A 16,469-nucleotide genomic window follows, 5' to 3' on the forward strand; every position below is an offset into this window, starting at 1 on the left:
TATGGACAGCGGACTGTTCAGCATACTCCTGCCGGCCTTTGCGGCCGGCCTCTTGGTGCTCTCAACCCATGTGGTATTGGGGCGCCAAGTGTTGAAGCGCGGGATTATCTTTATCGATCTGGCGATTGCCCAAGTGGCGGCACTGGGGGCGATAGTGGCGCATCTTAACCATGATCTGGAGGATATTCCTTATTCTCATGTATGGATGCCTGCATTGTTTGCCCTGGCCGGGGCCGGAATCATAGCCTGGTTGTCACGTAAAATGGCCTCTGAACTGGAGGCCATGATCGGCTGCTTCTACGTGTTGGCTGCAGTGGCTGCCATGTTGTTGCTCTCCAACGACCCTCATGGCGCCGAGTTGCTCAAACAGCTGATGTCGGGGCAGATCCTTTGGGTCAACTGGCCACAACTGATCTTGCCGGCTCTGGTTTATGCTCTGGTGTTGGGGCTATTGCTGTGGCGCCCGTCTTTGCTCAATGGCGCCGTCTTCTATCCCCTGTTTGCCCTGGTGATAACCCTGTCGGTGGAGTTGGTGGGGGTTTATCTGGTGTTCAGCACCTTGATCCTGCCTGCACTGGCGCTGAATAAATACAACGGCCGTTTCGCACTTGGCTGGGCCTATCTGGTCGGGGTATTGGGTTATGTCGCTGGCCTGTGGGCCTCGGCGAGTTATGACCTGCCTAGTGGCGCCGCCATAGTGGCAACTCTGGCACTGAGCGCTCTGCTGTTTCGTATACTGTTAAGTTTCAGCGACCCTCGCTGAGTCAAGGAAGTTGAGAACAAGCCCCCAAATGCGGCCCGGTGGCCGCATTTTTTCTGCTGTTAAAAATCAGCGCACAGATGTAAACAAAAGATTGAGCCGCAGCAGGCCTGTAGCTATACTGTCCGCCGTTGCATAAGCGGAGTAAATTTATGCTGTTGATAGTCCGTTCTCTGCTGCTGGCAGTGCTCTTGTTGCTGGCCTTTGTTTTTGGTGGCATTTTTTGCATTTTACGCCCGAGACACAGAGATAATGTACACCTGTTTGCCCGACTTTTTTCGGCGGTAGCGCCTATATTGGGTGTTAAAGTCATAGTGCGAGCAGGCAAAACCAAACCGGGTGAGCCCTGTATCTTCCTGGCGAATCACCAAAATAATTTCGATATGTTTACCCATACTGCCGCGGTTCCCAAGGGCACTGTCAGCCTGGGAAAGAAGAGCCTGTTGTGGATGCCGCTATTTGGTCAGCTTTATTGGCTTTCGGGTAATATTCTCATCGATCGCAAGAACCGTGCCCGCGCCTTTGAAACCATGGCCGAAACGGCGCGCAAGATCAAAGAGAAATGCCTCTCTGTGTGGATCTTTCCTGAGGGTACCCGTAGTCGCGGTCGCGGCTTGTTGCCCTTTAAGGCAGGGGCATTTCATACCGCCATAGCCGCCGGAGTGCCTATGGTGCCGGTACTGGCTTCCAATCAGTGCCATATCAAGCTTAACCGTTGGAACAATGGTGTGGTGATTATTGAGATGATGGAGCCGGTGGCAACCCAAGGCTTGAGCAAGGCTAATGTCAAAGAGTTGTCCGATAAGATCCATGCCACCATGGCCAGTAAGCTCAAACAACTCAATGCCGAGGCGGCAGCACTTATGGGTAAAACTGTGCCCGCGGATATCGTATAATACCCTCTGACCTATTTTTTCGGAGACAAGCATGTCCATTGAACGTCTGTTGCAGGCACAGAAGCAGGAAAACCGTGACATTATTCAGTCCTTGCTGGATGACGGTTCTGAGGCCGATGCTGAATACACCATAGAGCACCATTTTTCGTCCACTAACTTTGACCGTCTGGAAAAAGCCGCAGTCGATGCCTTTAAATTGGGCTTTGAGGTTAACGATGCTGAAGAGGTGGAACTGGATGACGGTAGTCTGATTTTCTGCTTTGACGCTATAGCTTATCATCAACTGGAAGCCGAGCTTCTGGATAAGGCCTGTGAGCAGTTGCTGCAGCTTGCGGTCAAGCACAAGGTCGACTATGACGGCTGGGGCACTTATTACATAGGTGACGAGCTGGAAGATGAAGACGACGAAGAGTGAGTCCTGCTACCAATAAAAACACCGGGTTATTGACCCGGTGTTTTTATTTCTGCCATCTTAACCGGCAGATTTATTTTCAGTTGTAGTCGACCGGCTTTTCGCCAATGACTACTGGAAGTTCTATCTGTTTACCGGCGCGGATCACCTGCAGGGTGACCTTGGTACCGGGGGTGGTCTCGGCAATCCTATCCATCAGCATATAAATGCGGGTAACGTCTTCACCCTGATACTGAGTGATTACATCTCTGGGTCTCAGGCCAGCCAGTGCTGCCGGGCCGTTGGGTTCTATGCCGGTCACTACTACGCCGCGAAGATCCGGCAAGTTGAGTATTTGCGCCACAACCGGGCTAACGTCTTCACCCGAGATCCCCAAGGCACCGCGAATAACTCGGCCATCCTTGATCAGTTTGCCCATGACGGCGTATGCCAGCTTGATGGGAATGGCGAAGTTGATGCCATGGCCGCCCCCTTCACCACCTATCTGGAAGGCGGCGGTGTTAATGCCTATGAGTCCCCCATGGGTGTCAATCAAGGCGCCGCCCGAGTTACCAGCGTTGATGGCGGCGTCGGTTTGCAGAAAGTCCAGGTATCCTGTACTCAGGCCATTACGGCCGGTGGCACTGATGATCCCCTGAGTGATGGTTTGTCCCAGGTTATAGGGGTTACCTATGGCCAGCACCACATCGCCCACCTGAGGAGGGCTGTTGAGGTTAAGCGGCACCACGGGTAGATTTTCGCCCTGGATCTCCAGTACGGCCAGGTCGGTTTCCGGATCCTGACCGACCACTTCGGCCCCGAATTTTCGACCATCCTGTAACGCTACCACAATCTCATCGGCCTTCTTGACCACATGATAGTTGGTGAGAATGTAGCCTTCTTTGCGCATGATGACGCCTGAGCCCAGGCCCTGCAGCGAACCGCCGTTAAGGGGGCGGCTTTGGTTGATGCTCAGGCTGTAGATATTCACCACCGCAGGCGCGGCGCGGCGTACCGCTTTGGCAAAGGACAGCTCTGCACCACTGTTTCCCCTGAACTGCAACAGGTTACCACCAAGATTGCCTTCGCCCATAAAACGGCTGACCAGCAGAAAGACTGCTGCCATTACCAGGCCAAAGACCACTGCTTTGCAGATATAGATCAGGGTTTCTTTCATTGTGATGATATTGCTGAATATTAAAAAAGGCTCGTTAGATTAGCATGTTTCTTGCTATTACGAACAATAGTCAAGGCCCGGGAAGTTAATTTTGCCCTGAATTGGGCGCCGGAAATAAAAAAAGCGGGGAGAACCCCGCTTTTTCAGGATGGCTGTCAACCTCTGAGGATCAGATACAGGCTGCTATTGCCCCTGACTATCTTCAGTGCCACCGCGCCTTGTTGCTCTTTGAGCTCTTCTTTCAGCGCTTTTAGGGTGGTGGTCTTGGTGCGGTTGACCCCAACAATCAGGTCACCTTTTTGTAAGCCGCTCATGGCCGCAGGAGAGTTCTGGGCGATATCGGTGATTTCGATACCTTTCTTGCTGTTCTCCAGTGTGGCACCGGCCAACATTGGATGAACAGCGCCGGCCGCAGTTTCTTTCACCTGGCTGGCTTCACCCAGGGTGACTTTGACTGTCTTGTCATCACCATCACGTATCAGGCCAAGCTCTATTTTACTACCGGCACCCATGGTGCCAATCTTGGCCCGCAGTTCTTGGAAGCTCTTGATCTTGCGCCCATTGATGCTGACGATAATATCACCGGCCTTGATGCCTGCCTTGTCGGCGGCACTGCCTTCCATCACTTCACTGACAAAGCCACCGTGCTGGGTCTCGAGACCGAAGCCTTGAGCCAGTTCATTATCCAGATCTCGGCCCATGACCCCCAACACACCGCGGCGAACCTCGCCGTGTTCGATAATCTGATCTACCAGGCTGTGAACCATGTTGGCCGGTATTGCGAAGCCGATACCAACGTTACCACCGCCGGGAGCCACAATAGCGGTATTGATACCGATAAGCTCGCCGCGCAGGTTAACCAAGGCGCCGCCTGAGTTACCGCTGTTGATGGCGGCATCGGTTTGAATAAAGTTTTCCAGCATCTCTATGCCAAGACCGGTGCGCCCCAGAGCACTGACTATACCTGAGGTGACGGTTTGCCCAAGACCGAAGGGGTTACCTATGGCTACGGCAAAGTCACCGACTCTCAAGTCATCCGAGTCGGCGGACTTGATTGCCGTGAGGTTGTCGGCTTCAATCTGCAGCAGAGCGATATCGGCGTCTTTATCTTTACCTATCAACTTGGCCTTTATTTCACGGCCGTCGTGTAGACCTATTTGAATATCATCGGCGCCATCAATCACATGGTTGTTGGTGACTATGTAGCCCTTATCGGCATCTATGATGACACCGGAGCCCAGGCCGCGGAAGGGGCGCTCCTGTACTTGCTCCTGAGGGGCATTGGGGCCAAAGAAGTAGCGGAAGATATCCGGTACCCGTTGGCGGGAAACCTGAGTGCCGGAAACGGCGACAGAGACAACTGCCGGAGTAGTTTGCTCCAACATGGGGGCCAGGCTCGGCATGGTTTGGCCGGCAACAGCTTGAGGTAGAGCGGCCTGGGAAACCACAGGAGCCAGTGTCAGCGTGGCTCCAAGCAGGGCGGCGGAAACAAGAGATAACTTGGTCTTCATCTATGCATTGCTCCTAATACGGGATCAAATAACCATGTACTGTTTGCCACCAAGGTGGCTGAATCGTAAGGGCTCTTACGAGCGTTCGGTAATTAATCCGACTTTAATCTTGTTTAAAAAGTTCATCCTTCATTAATAAAGATTAATTTTTAATGCTTTCCGGCGAAAGTACGGCGTCACTCTTGTCATCAAGGTCACTGATACTGGATTGCATAAATGGCAAAGGGGCCAATTGCTCCTCTTTGGCCAATCTTTGGCTGCCCTGATTCCAATGTTGATTGAGGCGATTGATTTGCTCTGTCAGTTGTCCCAGCAGTGCTCTCTGTTCGGCCAGATGGTCACTGACCTCTTGTTTGTGTTGGCTCAACTCCATCTTGCTGCGTTCAATTGCCACACTTTTACTACTCTTGCCGAGTCCGCGGCTGACCAAGGTCTTACCGATATAACCCAGTATTAACCCCAGAATAAAAGCCGCAAACACCAGTGGCCATTCCATATCGACTCCTTAAGTTTGTCTTTGTGTCTTATGCTCTTGCCCGATCCCATTGGGATATTAGGCAAAATATACCCCGAGCGTGGGTCTCATGATACCATTTGCCGCCCTAACTCTGTTGCGTGAGTTGGCTTAAGGAAAGTGGGAACAAGTCCTCGTGGGACTTGTTCCCACTTTCCTAGGTACCCATCAAATAAGGTTAAAAGAGAAGAATTCAAGTGTCGCAGTTAACCCCCTGGCAGCATTACCAACAAGATCTCACCCGTGAGGATTTCAGCCATGACCCGGCGCAGGAGCAAGCGGTAAAGGCATTGCAGCGTGTTTATGATGAGCTGCAAAGGCCGCAAAAGTCCGGATGGCGCAATTGGTTTAGCCGGGAAAAAAACGCCAAGGTTCAAGGACTTTATCTCTGGGGCGGTGTTGGGCGCGGCAAGACCTATCTTATGGATACCTTTTTCGATGCCCTGCCGGGTGAGCAGAAACTGAGGGCGCATTTTCATCGCTTTATGCACAGAATTCATCGGGAGCTGGACGAACTCAAGGGAACCCGGGACCCGCTGTTGGTGATAGCCAAACAGATGGCAGCGCAATATCGGGTGATCTGTTTTGATGAGTTCTTTGTTTCGGACATCACGGATGCCATGTTATTGGGCACTCTGTTCGAGGCCCTATTTAAGGAAGGGGTAGTCTTGGTAGCTACTTCCAACATAGTACCGGATGACCTTTACAAGAACGGTTTGCAGCGAGCCAGATTTTTACCGGCTATCGCCGAAATCAAGGCCAACTGCCAGGTGCTGAATGTCGATTCAGGAATTGACTACAGACTGCGAACTCTGGAGCAGGCTGAGATCTACCATCATCCACTCGATGAAACCGCCGAATCCAATCTGCAACGTTATTTCACCCAACTGGCGCCCGAGTCAGAAGTCTCGGAAACGCCGCTGGAAATCGATGGACGCAGCATAGTTATCCGCAAACAAGCCCAAGGTGTTTTGCTGGCCGACTTCCGCGCCCTGTGCGATGGGCCGCGCAGTCAGCGGGACTATATGGAACTGGCGCAACTGTTTCATACCGTGCTGCTCAGTGGCCTGGAACAAATGGGCGCCCAGCAGACAGGGGATGATATCGCCCGTCGTTTCCTGGCGTTGGTGGATGAGTTCTATGAGCGGCATGTGAAACTGATCATTTCGGCCGAGGTGCCGCTCGAGCAGATTTACACTGATGGGCAATTGAGTTTCGAGTTCCACCGTTGTCGCTCCCGTTTGATTGAGATGCAGTCCCGGGATTACCTGGCGCTGGAACATCTGCCATAGCTAAAAGGGAGATCCGCTTAGGTGTGGAAAATTCAATCAAATAGCCATACTCAATAAGCCTTGGATGGCGGCAAAGTGCTAACAGCTTGAAAAAGATCGTCTTTTAAGGCGAGATATTAAAAAGCAGGTGATTTTTAGTTCAGCTTTGACTATAATCCGCCACCTGCCCACGTTACTCCGCCGATTGGGCGGATTTAAAAGCCAGTTTCTTTGCTCGAAGGGGCAGAGGAAGGCATTTTTGTGTTATCTGCATCCGCAGGTAGCATGTGACAGAATTTAACTTTGGGTTTTTGTAATAATGAAGACTTTTACTGCTAAGCCAGAAACTGTAGCTCGTGACTGGTACGTTGTTGATGCCGAAGGTAAGACCCTGGGTCGTATCGCCACTGAAATCGCTCTGCGTCTGCGTGGCAAGCACAAGGCTGAGTACACTCCTCACGTAGATACCGGTGATTACATCATCGTGATCAACGCCGAGAAAGTAACTGTGACCGGTAACAAGGCTGCAGGCAAGACGTACTACTCGCACTCAGGCTTCCCAGGTGGCATCAAGCAAATCAGCTTCGAGAAGCTGCAAGCTCACAAGCCAGAAATGATCATCGAGAAAGCAGTCAAGGGTATGTTGCCAAAAGGCCCCCTGGGTCGTGCCATGTTCCGTAAGCTGAAAGTTTACGCTGGCGCAGAGCACAACCACGCTGCACAACAACCTCAAGTTCTTGATATCTAAACGGGATTAAGCAAATGGCTGCAACTCAGTACTACGGCACTGGCCGTCGCAAAACTTCAACTGCTCGCGTATTCGCTAAAGCAGGTAGTGGCAACATCGTTGTTAACCAACGTCCTCTGGATGTTTACTTTGGTCGTGAAACCGCTCGTATGGTTGTTCGTCAACCGCTTGAGCTGGTTGAAATGACTGAAAAACTGGACATCTATGTAACTGTTAAGGGCGGTGGTATCACTGGCCAAGCTGGCGCTATCCGTCACGGTATCACCCGTGCTCTGATGGAGCTGGACGAAGCTCTGCGTCCTACTTTACGTTCTGCTGGTTATGTAACCCGCGATGCTCGTAAGGTTGAACGTAAGAAAGTGGGTCTGCGTAAAGCACGTCGTAAGCCACAGTTCTCCAAGCGTTAATATCGCTTTCGAGATACCAAAAACCCAGCGTATGCTGGGTTTTTTTATGGTTGAGATTTATCTCTGACAGCCCTGTATACTTTGGGCACTCGTGGCATAAAGGGAGAAAATCATGAGTTGGCAATTGTTGTTGATAGCCTTGGGTTTGGTATTGATACTTGAAGGCGTTGGGCCCTTGTTGTTCCCCAACCGCTGGCGTCGTTATCTGCTGGAGGTAGCTTCCCAACCGACCGCCATCATGCAACGCCTGGGCGGCGTCCTGGTTGTTGCAGGAATCGTCATATTGATTATTTTTTCATAAATACTTGCCCTTTCCATGCCAATATCTGTTAGAATCCTGCTTTAACCGCAACCTTGCAGCAAACAATGGGCAAAAATGTAGTTGTTCTCGGCACTCAATGGGGTGACGAGGGAAAAGGTAAGATTGTCGACCTTCTGACCGAACAGGCAAAATTCGTAGTCCGTTACCAAGGTGGCCACAACGCTGGTCATACTCTGGTTATCGATGGTGAAAAAACCGTTCTTCATCTGATCCCCTCAGGCATTCTGCGCGATAACGTCAAGTGCATTATCGGCAACGGCGTAGTTTTGGCGCCCGATGCTCTGATGAAAGAGATCGGCATGCTGAAAGAGAAAGGTATTCCGGTAGAGGAACGCCTACTGATCTCTGAAGCTTGTCCTCTGATCCTTCCTTTCCACTGTGCGCTGGATATCGCTCGCGAAAAAGCGCGTGGCAATAAGGCTATCGGTACTACAGGACGCGGCATAGGCCCGGCTTATGAAGATAAAATTTCCCGTCGCGGTCTGCGCGTAGGGGATCTCTTCAATCCGCAGCTATTTGCCGAGAAGCTGAAAGAAGTGATGGCCTATCACAACTTTATGCTGACAGAGTACTATAAGTGCGAAGCCGTTGATTACCAGAAGACTCTGGATGAAGCGCTGGCACTGGCAGACTACCTGAAAGGTCTGTGTGTGGATGTCACCGAATTGCTGGATCAAGCCCGCAAGAATGGCGACAACATACTGTTCGAAGGCGCTCAGGGCACATTGCTGGATATCGACCACGGTACTTATCCATTTGTAACCTCTTCCAACACTACAGCGGGTGGTGTGGCAACTGGTTCAGGATTCGGCCCTCGTCATCTGGACTATGTCTGCGGCATCATCAAGGCTTATACCACCCGTGTGGGTGCCGGTCCATTCCCGACTGAACTGGAATGTGAAATCGGCGATCACCTGGGAACCAAGGGCCAGGAATTTGGTGCGACAACCGGTCGTAAGCGTCGTCCGGGTTGGTTGGACATAGTGGCTATGCGCCGCGCGGTTCAGATCAACAGTATCAGTGGTTTCTGCCTGACCAAGCTCGACGTTTTGGACGGCTTGAAAGAAGTGAAGCTCTGCGTAGGCTATCAGCATCCAGACGGTACTGTGTCCAATGTGACTCCGCTGGCAGCAGAAGGCTACGAGCATGTCACTCCTGTGTATGAAACCATGCCAGGCTGGAGTGAAAACACCTTTGGTGCCACTTCTCTGGAGCAACTGCCACAGGCAGCAATCAATTATATCAAGCGGATTGAAGAACTGCTGGAAACACCTGTCGATATCATCTCAACCGGGCCAGACCGGAATGAGACCATGATTCTGGTGAATCCATTCAGTTAAGTAAAAAGGCCGCCTAAGCGGCCTTTTTCGTTTATGGGGCTTACACTGTTTGCCCTTAAGAATTGGGTTATACTGCCGATGAAAAGACAGTCTATTTGTCATCAGGACAGCTTATGTTGCGTATAGCCCTATTACTCTTGTTGGTAACCAGTGCCAATGTGTTGGCCGAAGAAACCAAGGCCGTGGATATCTACAGCCAGGAACAACTGCTGGAGCTGATTCGCAGCAAGCAATACCTGACCCGGGTCAAAGCCGATGACTGTCAGTTGGTACAGGATATTGAGGCGCGCGCCGAAGTGCTCAAGCAGCCGTTGTACCAGTACCTCTGGGGTGAGATGCTTAATTTCGGCATCTGCGTCAAGGCCAATCCACCCAGAGGAATATCGCTGCTCAGGGATGCCGCCGAGCAGGGCAGTGCCGAAGCCATGGTGCGCATTGCCGAGTATTATAAAGATGGCAAGTTTGTACTGCAGGACAAAGAACGTTCGGTGCAGTACCTGTTACCCGCTGCCGCCAACGGTGACCTGCCGGCCAGAATGATGCTGGTCGAGCTGTTTGCCAAGGGTTATGGCAGCCCAAGGGATTATGTCTTGGGGTATCACTGGCTCTACAACCAGGTGTTCAGCGATGAACAGACCCAGCAAGACGCCAAAAGATTATTGCAGCTGTTAGCGGCTAAAATGCCCGCCAGTCAGGTGGAGAAGGCCAAAAAGGAACATCTGCAAAGCCGTTAATTAGCTTGTCGCACTGGATGCGACAACGAAAAAATTGGAAATTGAATGATAAAAGATCCTCATTTTGAGCGAGAACAAGATAAGTACGACAACCCCATCCCCAGCCGGGAATTTATATTGGAATATCTGCGCTCGCAGACCTCTCCCCTGAATCGTGAGCGGATCGCCACGGCCCTCAACATCTCCGACGAAGAACAACTCGAGGCGCTGCGGCGTCGGCTGCGTGCCATGGAACGCGATGGTCAGCTGGTATTTACCCGTGGCCAGTGTTATGGCCTGCCGGAGCGGATGGACTTGATCCAGGGCACTGTGCTGGGCCACAGAGATGGCTATGGCTTCTTCCGTCCAGATGAAGGCGGCGATGACCTGTTTATCAACCATGGTGACATGCTCAGATACTTCCATGGCGACAAGGTGTTGGCGCAGAAGGCTGGAGTCGATCGCAAGGGGCGCCGCGAAGCTCGCATAGTGCGCTTGGTCGCCGAGCGAACCGCCGCTCTGGTGGGGCGTTTCCATGTCGATTGCGGCATGGCCTTTGTTATCGCCGATGATAAGCGTATTACCCAGGAAATATTGATAGACAACGCCGATCGCAACGGCGCCCGTCAGGGCGATGTCGTGGTGGTAGAACTCACCCGCAGGCCGGGGCGCTATGTCAAAGCCGCCGGTAAGGTGGTCGAGGTGCTGGGTAAAGAGATGGCACCGGGAATGGAAATAGAGATTGCCCTGCGCAACTATGATCTGCCCCATACCTGGTCTGCCGCCATCGAAAAGAAACTGCGCAAAATATCCGATGAAGTGCAGGAACAAGACAAGGTAGGGCGGGTCGACCTGCGACAACTGCCCTTGGTCACCATAGACGGTGAAGATGCCCGCGACTTTGACGATGCCGTCTATGCCGAGCGCAAGCGCAGTGGCGGTTGGCGCCTGTGGGTGGCCATTGCCGATGTCAGCTATTATGTGCGTACTCAATCGGCACTGGATCAAGAAGCCCGTGCCCGAGGCAACTCTGTGTACTTCCCGTCACAGGTGATCCCCATGTTGCCGGAAAAGCTCTCCAACGGCCTGTGTTCCCTGAACCCGGGAGTTGACCGTCTCTGTATGGTGGCCGAGATGACAGTGTCGGCGGCGGGTAAGTTGTCCGGCTACAAGTTCTATCCGGCGGTGATGCATTCCCACGCCCGCTTCACCTATACCCAGGTGGCGGCCATGCTGGAAGGCGAAGAAGGCCTGGAAGAGCATAAGCCTTTACTGCCGCACCTCAAGGTGTTGCAGGAGCTGTATCTGGCGCTCGATAGCCAGCGGGCCAACCGTGGCGCCATCGCCTTTGAGACGCTGGAAACCCAGTTCATCTTCAATGAGCAGCGCAAGATAGACAAGATAGTGCCCAGAGCCCGTAACCAGGCGCACAAGATCATCGAAGAGTGTATGATCCTCGCTAACGTGGCGGCGGCTAAGTTTGTCAAAAAGCACAAGGGTGAAGTCCTCTATCGGGTGCATGAAGCGCCATCCGAGCAGAAGCTGACTCAGTTCAAGGAGTTTCTGGCTGAGCGAGGGCTCTCCATGGGCGGCGGTCTCGAACCCGAACCCAGTGACTACCAGGCTCTGATGGAAAAAGTACAGGGTCGCGCCGATGCCGAACTCATTCAGGTGATGTTGCTGCGATCCATGCGCCAGGCGACTTACACACCGGACAATGAAGGCCACTTTGGTCTGGCGCTGGAGGAGTATGCTCACTTTACTTCACCCATTCGTCGTTATCCTGACTTAGTGTTGCACAGGGTGATCCGTTACCTGCTCGCCAAAGAGCGTGGCGAAGCGAGCGATAAGTGGACCCCGGACGGCGGCTATCACTATCAGCTCGATGAGCTGGATCAGCTTGGCGAAGAGTGTTCCAACACTGAGCGCCGCGCCGATGAAGCCACCCGTGACGTCTCCGACTGGCTCAAGTGTGAGTTTATGCAGGACCATGTGGGTGACACCTTCGATGCGGTGGTGGCTTCCGTCACCAGCTTCGGGCTGTTTGTGCGCCTCAATGATTTGTTTATCGACGGCTTGGTGCATATCTCTACCCTGGGCAGCGACTACTTCCAGTATGATCCCATGCGCCAGCGCCTGATAGGTGAGCACTCAGGGCAGATCTACCAGATTGGTGATGCTGTGACGGTCAAAGTCGCCTCGGTCAATCTGGACGACAGACAGATAGACTTGCTGATGGTGGACGAAGAGGGCCGCAGCCAGCGCCGTAAAGGCCGCAGCAAGAGTAAGCCGCTGACCGCACGGGAAAGGGTCAATATTGAAGGAGCCCGCCGCTCGGCCAAGGCACAGAAGCCGGCAGGTAAAGGGAGCGCAAAGTCTAAGTCCACAGGCGCATCCGCCAAGAGCAAATCAACCAAGGCTGCCGGCAACGCCGGGGCGAAAAAGCCCAAGGCAGCCAAACGAGTCAAGAGAAAGAAGTAAATGAAAAAACAGGAACTGGTGTTTGGCATTCACGCGGTCGAGTCTTTGCTGAAACACGCTCCGGAGCGGGTGCTGGAAATGTGGCTGCTCAGTGGTCGTCAGGATGACAGGGTCAAGCCCTTGTTGGAGATGGCGGCTCAGTGGGGCATTCGCGCCCAGCAGGCGTCCCGCAAGACACTGGATGACAAGGCTGAAAGTACTCAGCATCAGGGGATCATCATCCGGGTGCGTCCGGCCAAGGTCTTGACCGAAAACGATCTGGAAGCCTTGCTGGACAAGACGGACTCGCCATTTTTGTTGATCCTGGATGGTGTCACAGATCCCCACAATCTGGGGGCCTGTCTGCGAAATGCCGATGCGGCCGGGGTTCACGGCGTCATAGTGCCCAAAGACAACTCAGTGGGGCTGACGCCGACCGTCAGCAAGGTGGCTTGCGGCGCGGCCGAGACAGTGCCGCTGTTTCAGGTGACCAACCTGGCGCGTACCATGAAGCGTTTGCAGGAAAGGGGGGTGTGGATTGCCGGCACCGCAGGCGAGGCCGACAGCACCCTGTATCAGGCCGACCTCAAGGGGGCTCTGGCCATTGCCATGGGCGCCGAAGGCAAGGGGCTGAGACGCCTGAGCCGCGAAAGTTGCGACACCCTGATCTCTATTCCTATGGCGGGCAGTGTCTCCAGTCTGAACGTGTCGGTGGCGACCGGTATCTGTCTGTTTGAAGCCGTGCGTCAGCGCCTCTAACTGCCGAATATGGCAGCCTCTCTTGAGAATACGGGCCATGAATTGTATAGCAGTGCCGGCCCGTATCTCATGCAACTGCAACAAGGCTATCTGGGTGAAATCTATGGCATGGCGTTCTTCGAGCGCCTCGGTCGGGATTATCATTTTCAGGTAACCGAGAGCCAGTTAACAGAAATCCACTTAACTGAAAGCCACTTAATAGAAAGCCAAGCCGTGTTTTCTCTACTGTTCAAGGTGGAGCAATATACTGCCAAGGCTTTGCTGAAACTGCTGCCTGAGCTGGCGAGTCTGAATGAGGCGTTGTTGGAGCAAGTGCGCATGCAGGCGCAGAAAGAGGTGGACAGTTGGCTTAAGCTTCCCTGGCATGAACTGCTTGCGGCGTTGTGCCTCTGGGTCGAACCTTACCAGCAAAAATATGCCAAGTGGGCGGATGATGCCGAGAGCAACTCTGAGTACGGCGCAGCCTTTCGTCTGTTGGAGCGGCATGAAACCGCCATCTATCTCTACTTGCAGGCGCTTGAGCGCGGTGAAAAGCGCGCCGCGTTAATCCTGGAGCGTTTTCTTGGAGCTCTTTAGTTGAAAGAGCTCTTCAAGCGCGGGAGTTACTGGAAGGTATAGAGCAGGTTGAAGGTGGTGATGGTATCTGTCTGTTTACTGCCTTCTGGCACCACTTCTGTATATTTGACGTTGAAGCCTATCTTGAAGGCCCAGTCCTGAAACAGGGTGTTTTTATAGCCCATATCCAGTGCCAGAGTATTGTTATTTTCGCCCACCTCGGCGGTCAGGTCGGCAGTGAAACTGGTGTACTCGTGGATCTTCTGTTCAAACTTGGCCGCGGTCCGTAGGATCACATCTTTCTCGGCCACAGGATCCGGCGCCGCGTCAGTTTCTATCGGCATGTTGTATCGGTAACCAGGGCCGACTTCGAGACTCAACTTGGTACGGCGGGTGCTGATGGCATCGAAACCATAACCGCTGGAAACCGTGTAGATCTCTGTGTAGGAACCGAACTTGTCCCAGATGAATTCACCGCGGCCAAAGATATAGCCGCCGTTGAGTTTGTAGTTGGACTGCAGTTGCAGATTGTACTTCTCGGCAGTGGTTTTTTCAGAGTCAGAGGCGAAATAGGCCTTGAGGGTTCCTTCCTGCTTGGCGTTTTCCGTGTCGTAAACCAACTTGGTACGACCGTTGAAACTGCTTGAGTCTGTGTTACCTGTGTTGAGTTGAAAGCCGGCCTCAATCTCAGCGGTGAAGTCGCTTGGAGGCTCGCGATAATCCGGAGGCACCAAGGCCCACGCCGAAGTCGGTAGCGCAAACAATAACGCCAATACAGAGGATCTTGTCATTATTCTTATGTCTTTTGCTGTGACTGCCATAAATTTAGCGTCACATAATACCTGCTCATGGGGCCGAGGCAAAGTTATTGCTTGAGTTTACCGCGGCCTTTATGTACTATTTCGCGCCTAATTCAGTCACATTAATTTTCGTTCCTTGCCTCAATTTGGTCTGACTGAGCCAACAACGAGGCTAGATAACCGTAAGGAGCACTAAATGCGTCATTACGAAATCGTATTTATGGTTCACCCTGATCAGAGTGAACAAGTACCAGGTATGATTGAGCGCTACACAGGTGTTATCACCGAAGCTGGCGGTCAAATCCATCGTTTGGAAGACTGGGGTCGTCGCCAACTGGCTTACCCAATCCAGGATCTGCACAAGGCTCACTATGTTCTGATGAACGTTGAGACCACTGCAGAGTCTGTTGAAGAGCTGGAAACTGCTTTCCGTTTCAACGACGCCGTTCTGCGTAGCCTGGTGATGCGCACTAAAGCTGCCATCACTGAAGCATCTCCAATGGCCAAAGCTAAAGACGAGCGCGATTCACGTCGCAGCGCCGTTAGCGAAAAAGCTGCTGAAGAAACCCAAGAAAACGCTGAAGCAAGCGCTGAGTAAGTTTTTCTGTGACCACCAATCACTTGGTGTTGTCCGGTACCGTCATTCGGTCCAGACACTTTGATAGCCCGGCTGGAATACCTCACACGGTAGTTCAACTGGAACACAGGTCGCAGCGTTTCGAGGCCGATTTGCCCAGAAACGTCTACTGCCAACTTCAAGTGATATTGAGTGGTGAACGCTTCAAGAGCGTAGCAGACAAGCTGAAAGCGGGTGTGGATATCCAAGTCAGTGGTTTTCTGGCTCTACAACAGAGTCGCAATGGCCAAAGCCGACTGGTGTTACACGCCGAAAATGTCGAATTGAAAAATTAGGAGACTGTCAAATGGCACGTTATTTCCGTCGTCGTAAGTTCTGCCGTTTCACTGCTGAAGGTGTTACGGAGATCGATTACAAAGATATCGCTACTCTGAAAAACTACATCACAGAAAGCGGTAAGATTGTTCCAAGCCGTATCACTGGTACTTCTGCCAAGTATCAGCGTCAACTGGCTCGCGCTATCAAGCGTGCTCGTTATCTGTCACTGCTGCCATACACTGATCTGCATCAGTAATCGGCACTGTTCTAGCTAGAGGAATTGATAATGAACGTTATTCTGCTTGATAAAATCGCAAACCTGGGCAACCTGGGTGACCAGGTATCAGTTAAGGCCGGTTACGCTCGTAACTACCTGCTGCCAAAAGGCAAAGCTGTTGTTGCCAACGCTGAGAACGTAAAAGTTTTCGAAGCTCGTCGTGCTGAGCTGGAAGCCAAGCTGGCTGCCGACCTGGCCGCTGCCACTGCTCGTGCAGAGCAGATCTCTGCTCTGGAAGCGGTTGTTATCGCTTCTAAAGCCGGTGACGAAGGCAAGCTGTTCGGTTCTATCGGTACCCGTGACATCGCTGACGCAGTAACTGCTGCCGGCGTTGAACTGGCCAAAGCCGAAGTACGTCTGCCACTGGGCGCTCTGCGCACTACTGGCGACTTCGAAGTTGAAGTTCAGCTGCACACTGAAGTAAAAGCTGTAGTTAAAGTAACTGTTGTTGCTGAAGCTTAATCCCGGCTTTTACTAGAAGAAACACCGCCTTCGGGCGGTGTTTTTTTATGCCTGTTTGCTGGCCGGGGCCGACGGTTTTTCCCCTTTCTTCTCCGCCTGCTAATGCCAAACTTAAGCACACTGTCACTTACCCACAGTTACTGGCACACTTTCACTACCACACTGACATTGATTGAGTATTGGCTATCTCGGCAGTCCCGCTCCTAATTTG

Annotated in this window: 20 protein-coding genes; 16 read left to right on the plus strand and 4 right to left on the minus strand. The window is 52.5% G+C overall.

The annotated features are described in order from the left end of the window. The first annotated feature begins 1 nt into the window (after position 1). From CX651_RS06435 to rraB, 3 genes are all read left to right on the plus strand, one after another. Positions 2 to 763 carry a metal ABC transporter permease gene (locus CX651_RS06435; protein ID WP_101054876.1) on the plus strand — a complete coding sequence of 254 codons (762 nt, stop codon included), beginning with the start codon at positions 2 to 4 and terminating at the stop codon, positions 761 to 763. 149 nt (positions 764 to 912) lie between these two features. Continuing rightward, positions 913 to 1,656 carry a 1-acylglycerol-3-phosphate O-acyltransferase gene (locus CX651_RS06440; RefSeq protein WP_039034463.1) on the plus strand — a complete coding sequence of 248 codons (744 nt, stop codon included), beginning with the start codon at positions 913 to 915 and terminating at the stop codon, positions 1,654 to 1,656. A gap of 31 nt (positions 1,657 to 1,687) precedes the next feature. Then, the gene (rraB, locus tag CX651_RS06445) at positions 1,688 to 2,071 is read left to right on the plus strand and encodes a ribonuclease E inhibitor RraB (protein WP_101054880.1); all 384 of its coding nucleotides are present in this window, start codon (positions 1,688 to 1,690) and stop codon (positions 2,069 to 2,071) included. 76 nt (positions 2,072 to 2,147) lie between these two features. Here rraB and degS read toward each other — a convergent pair whose 3' ends face one another. The 3 genes from degS to CX651_RS06460 form a co-directional block, all read right to left on the minus strand. Further along, positions 2,148 to 3,230, minus strand: a complete 1,083-nt coding sequence (gene degS / locus CX651_RS06450) for an outer membrane-stress sensor serine endopeptidase DegS (RefSeq protein ID WP_101054883.1) — start codon at positions 3,228 to 3,230, stop codon at positions 2,148 to 2,150. Between the two features lie 149 nt (positions 3,231 to 3,379). Beyond that, positions 3,380 to 4,735, minus strand: a complete 1,356-nt coding sequence (gene degQ / locus CX651_RS06455) for a Do family serine endopeptidase DegQ (RefSeq protein WP_101054885.1) — start codon at positions 4,733 to 4,735, stop codon at positions 3,380 to 3,382. Between the two features lie 142 nt (positions 4,736 to 4,877). Beyond that, positions 4,878 to 5,231, minus strand: coding sequence for a ZapG family protein (locus tag CX651_RS06460; RefSeq protein WP_101054888.1), 354 nt, complete (start codon positions 5,229 to 5,231; stop codon positions 4,878 to 4,880). Positions 5,232 to 5,446: 215 nt separating this feature from the next. Between CX651_RS06460 and zapE the strand changes: the two genes are divergently transcribed. The 9 genes from zapE to CX651_RS06505 all read left to right on the plus strand — a co-directional run bounded on the left by zapE (position 5,447) and on the right by CX651_RS06505 (position 13,845). Then, on the plus strand, positions 5,447 to 6,541 hold the full coding sequence (gene zapE, locus CX651_RS06465) for a cell division protein ZapE (protein ID WP_101054891.1): 1,095 nt from the start codon (positions 5,447 to 5,449) through the stop codon (positions 6,539 to 6,541). Positions 6,542 to 6,839: 298 nt separating this feature from the next. Continuing rightward, positions 6,840 to 7,268, plus strand: coding sequence for a 50S ribosomal protein L13 (gene rplM, locus CX651_RS06470; protein ID WP_025009334.1), 429 nt, complete (start codon positions 6,840 to 6,842; stop codon positions 7,266 to 7,268). A gap of 14 nt (positions 7,269 to 7,282) precedes the next feature. Continuing rightward, positions 7,283 to 7,675 carry a 30S ribosomal protein S9 gene (gene rpsI, locus CX651_RS06475; protein ID WP_025009335.1) on the plus strand — a complete coding sequence of 131 codons (393 nt, stop codon included), beginning with the start codon at positions 7,283 to 7,285 and terminating at the stop codon, positions 7,673 to 7,675. Positions 7,676 to 7,787: 112 nt separating this feature from the next. Next, positions 7,788 to 7,976, plus strand: a complete 189-nt coding sequence (locus CX651_RS06480) for a DUF2065 domain-containing protein (RefSeq protein WP_101054894.1) — start codon at positions 7,788 to 7,790, stop codon at positions 7,974 to 7,976. A gap of 65 nt (positions 7,977 to 8,041) precedes the next feature. Next, on the plus strand, positions 8,042 to 9,337 hold the full coding sequence (locus CX651_RS06485) for an adenylosuccinate synthase (protein WP_100143079.1): 1,296 nt from the start codon (positions 8,042 to 8,044) through the stop codon (positions 9,335 to 9,337). Between the two features lie 113 nt (positions 9,338 to 9,450). Next, positions 9,451 to 10,071 (plus strand): tetratricopeptide repeat protein, encoded by a 621-nt coding sequence (locus CX651_RS06490; protein ID WP_101054897.1) that lies wholly within the window; start codon positions 9,451 to 9,453, stop codon positions 10,069 to 10,071. A 45-nt stretch (positions 10,072 to 10,116) separates the two neighbouring features. Then, positions 10,117 to 12,531, plus strand: a complete 2,415-nt coding sequence (gene rnr / locus CX651_RS06495) for a ribonuclease R (RefSeq protein ID WP_101054899.1) — start codon at positions 10,117 to 10,119, stop codon at positions 12,529 to 12,531. Further along, entirely contained in the window at positions 12,532 to 13,269 is a 738-nt protein-coding gene (gene rlmB, locus CX651_RS06500; RefSeq protein ID WP_025886866.1) for a 23S rRNA (guanosine(2251)-2'-O)-methyltransferase RlmB, read from the plus strand. It begins immediately after the preceding gene. A 69-nt stretch (positions 13,270 to 13,338) separates the two neighbouring features. Next, positions 13,339 to 13,845 (plus strand): hypothetical protein, encoded by a 507-nt coding sequence (locus CX651_RS06505; RefSeq protein ID WP_157822675.1) that lies wholly within the window; start codon positions 13,339 to 13,341, stop codon positions 13,843 to 13,845. A 26-nt stretch (positions 13,846 to 13,871) separates the two neighbouring features. Here the strand turns inward: CX651_RS06505 and CX651_RS06510 are convergent, their stop codons facing one another. After that, complete coding sequence (locus CX651_RS06510) at positions 13,872 to 14,615, minus strand: DUF481 domain-containing protein (protein ID WP_100143083.1); 744 nt, start codon at positions 14,613 to 14,615, stop codon at positions 13,872 to 13,874. A gap of 205 nt (positions 14,616 to 14,820) precedes the next feature. On the opposite strand from CX651_RS06510, the gene rpsF reads away from it, so the two are divergent. The 4 genes from rpsF to rplI are packed head-to-tail and all read left to right on the plus strand — an operon-like array spanning position 14,821 to position 16,258. Then, positions 14,821 to 15,222 (plus strand): 30S ribosomal protein S6, encoded by a 402-nt coding sequence (rpsF, locus tag CX651_RS06515; RefSeq protein WP_025009342.1) that lies wholly within the window; start codon positions 14,821 to 14,823, stop codon positions 15,220 to 15,222. A gap of 8 nt (positions 15,223 to 15,230) precedes the next feature. Then, positions 15,231 to 15,536 carry a primosomal replication protein N gene (priB, locus tag CX651_RS06520; RefSeq protein WP_101054908.1) on the plus strand — a complete coding sequence of 102 codons (306 nt, stop codon included), beginning with the start codon at positions 15,231 to 15,233 and terminating at the stop codon, positions 15,534 to 15,536. A gap of 11 nt (positions 15,537 to 15,547) precedes the next feature. Beyond that, positions 15,548 to 15,775: a 30S ribosomal protein S18 gene (gene rpsR / locus CX651_RS06525; protein ID WP_025009344.1), complete on the plus strand. Its 228-nt coding sequence runs from the start codon at positions 15,548 to 15,550 to the stop codon at positions 15,773 to 15,775. Between the two features lie 30 nt (positions 15,776 to 15,805). Next, entirely contained in the window at positions 15,806 to 16,258 is a 453-nt protein-coding gene (gene rplI / locus CX651_RS06530) for a 50S ribosomal protein L9 (RefSeq protein ID WP_025009345.1), read from the plus strand. Positions 16,259 to 16,469 lie beyond the last annotated feature (211 nt).

Origin of the sequence: Shewanella chilikensis (genome assembly GCF_002836945.1) — a bacterium.
In the GTDB taxonomy this organism is placed as follows: domain Bacteria; phylum Pseudomonadota; class Gammaproteobacteria; order Enterobacterales; family Shewanellaceae; genus Shewanella; species Shewanella chilikensis.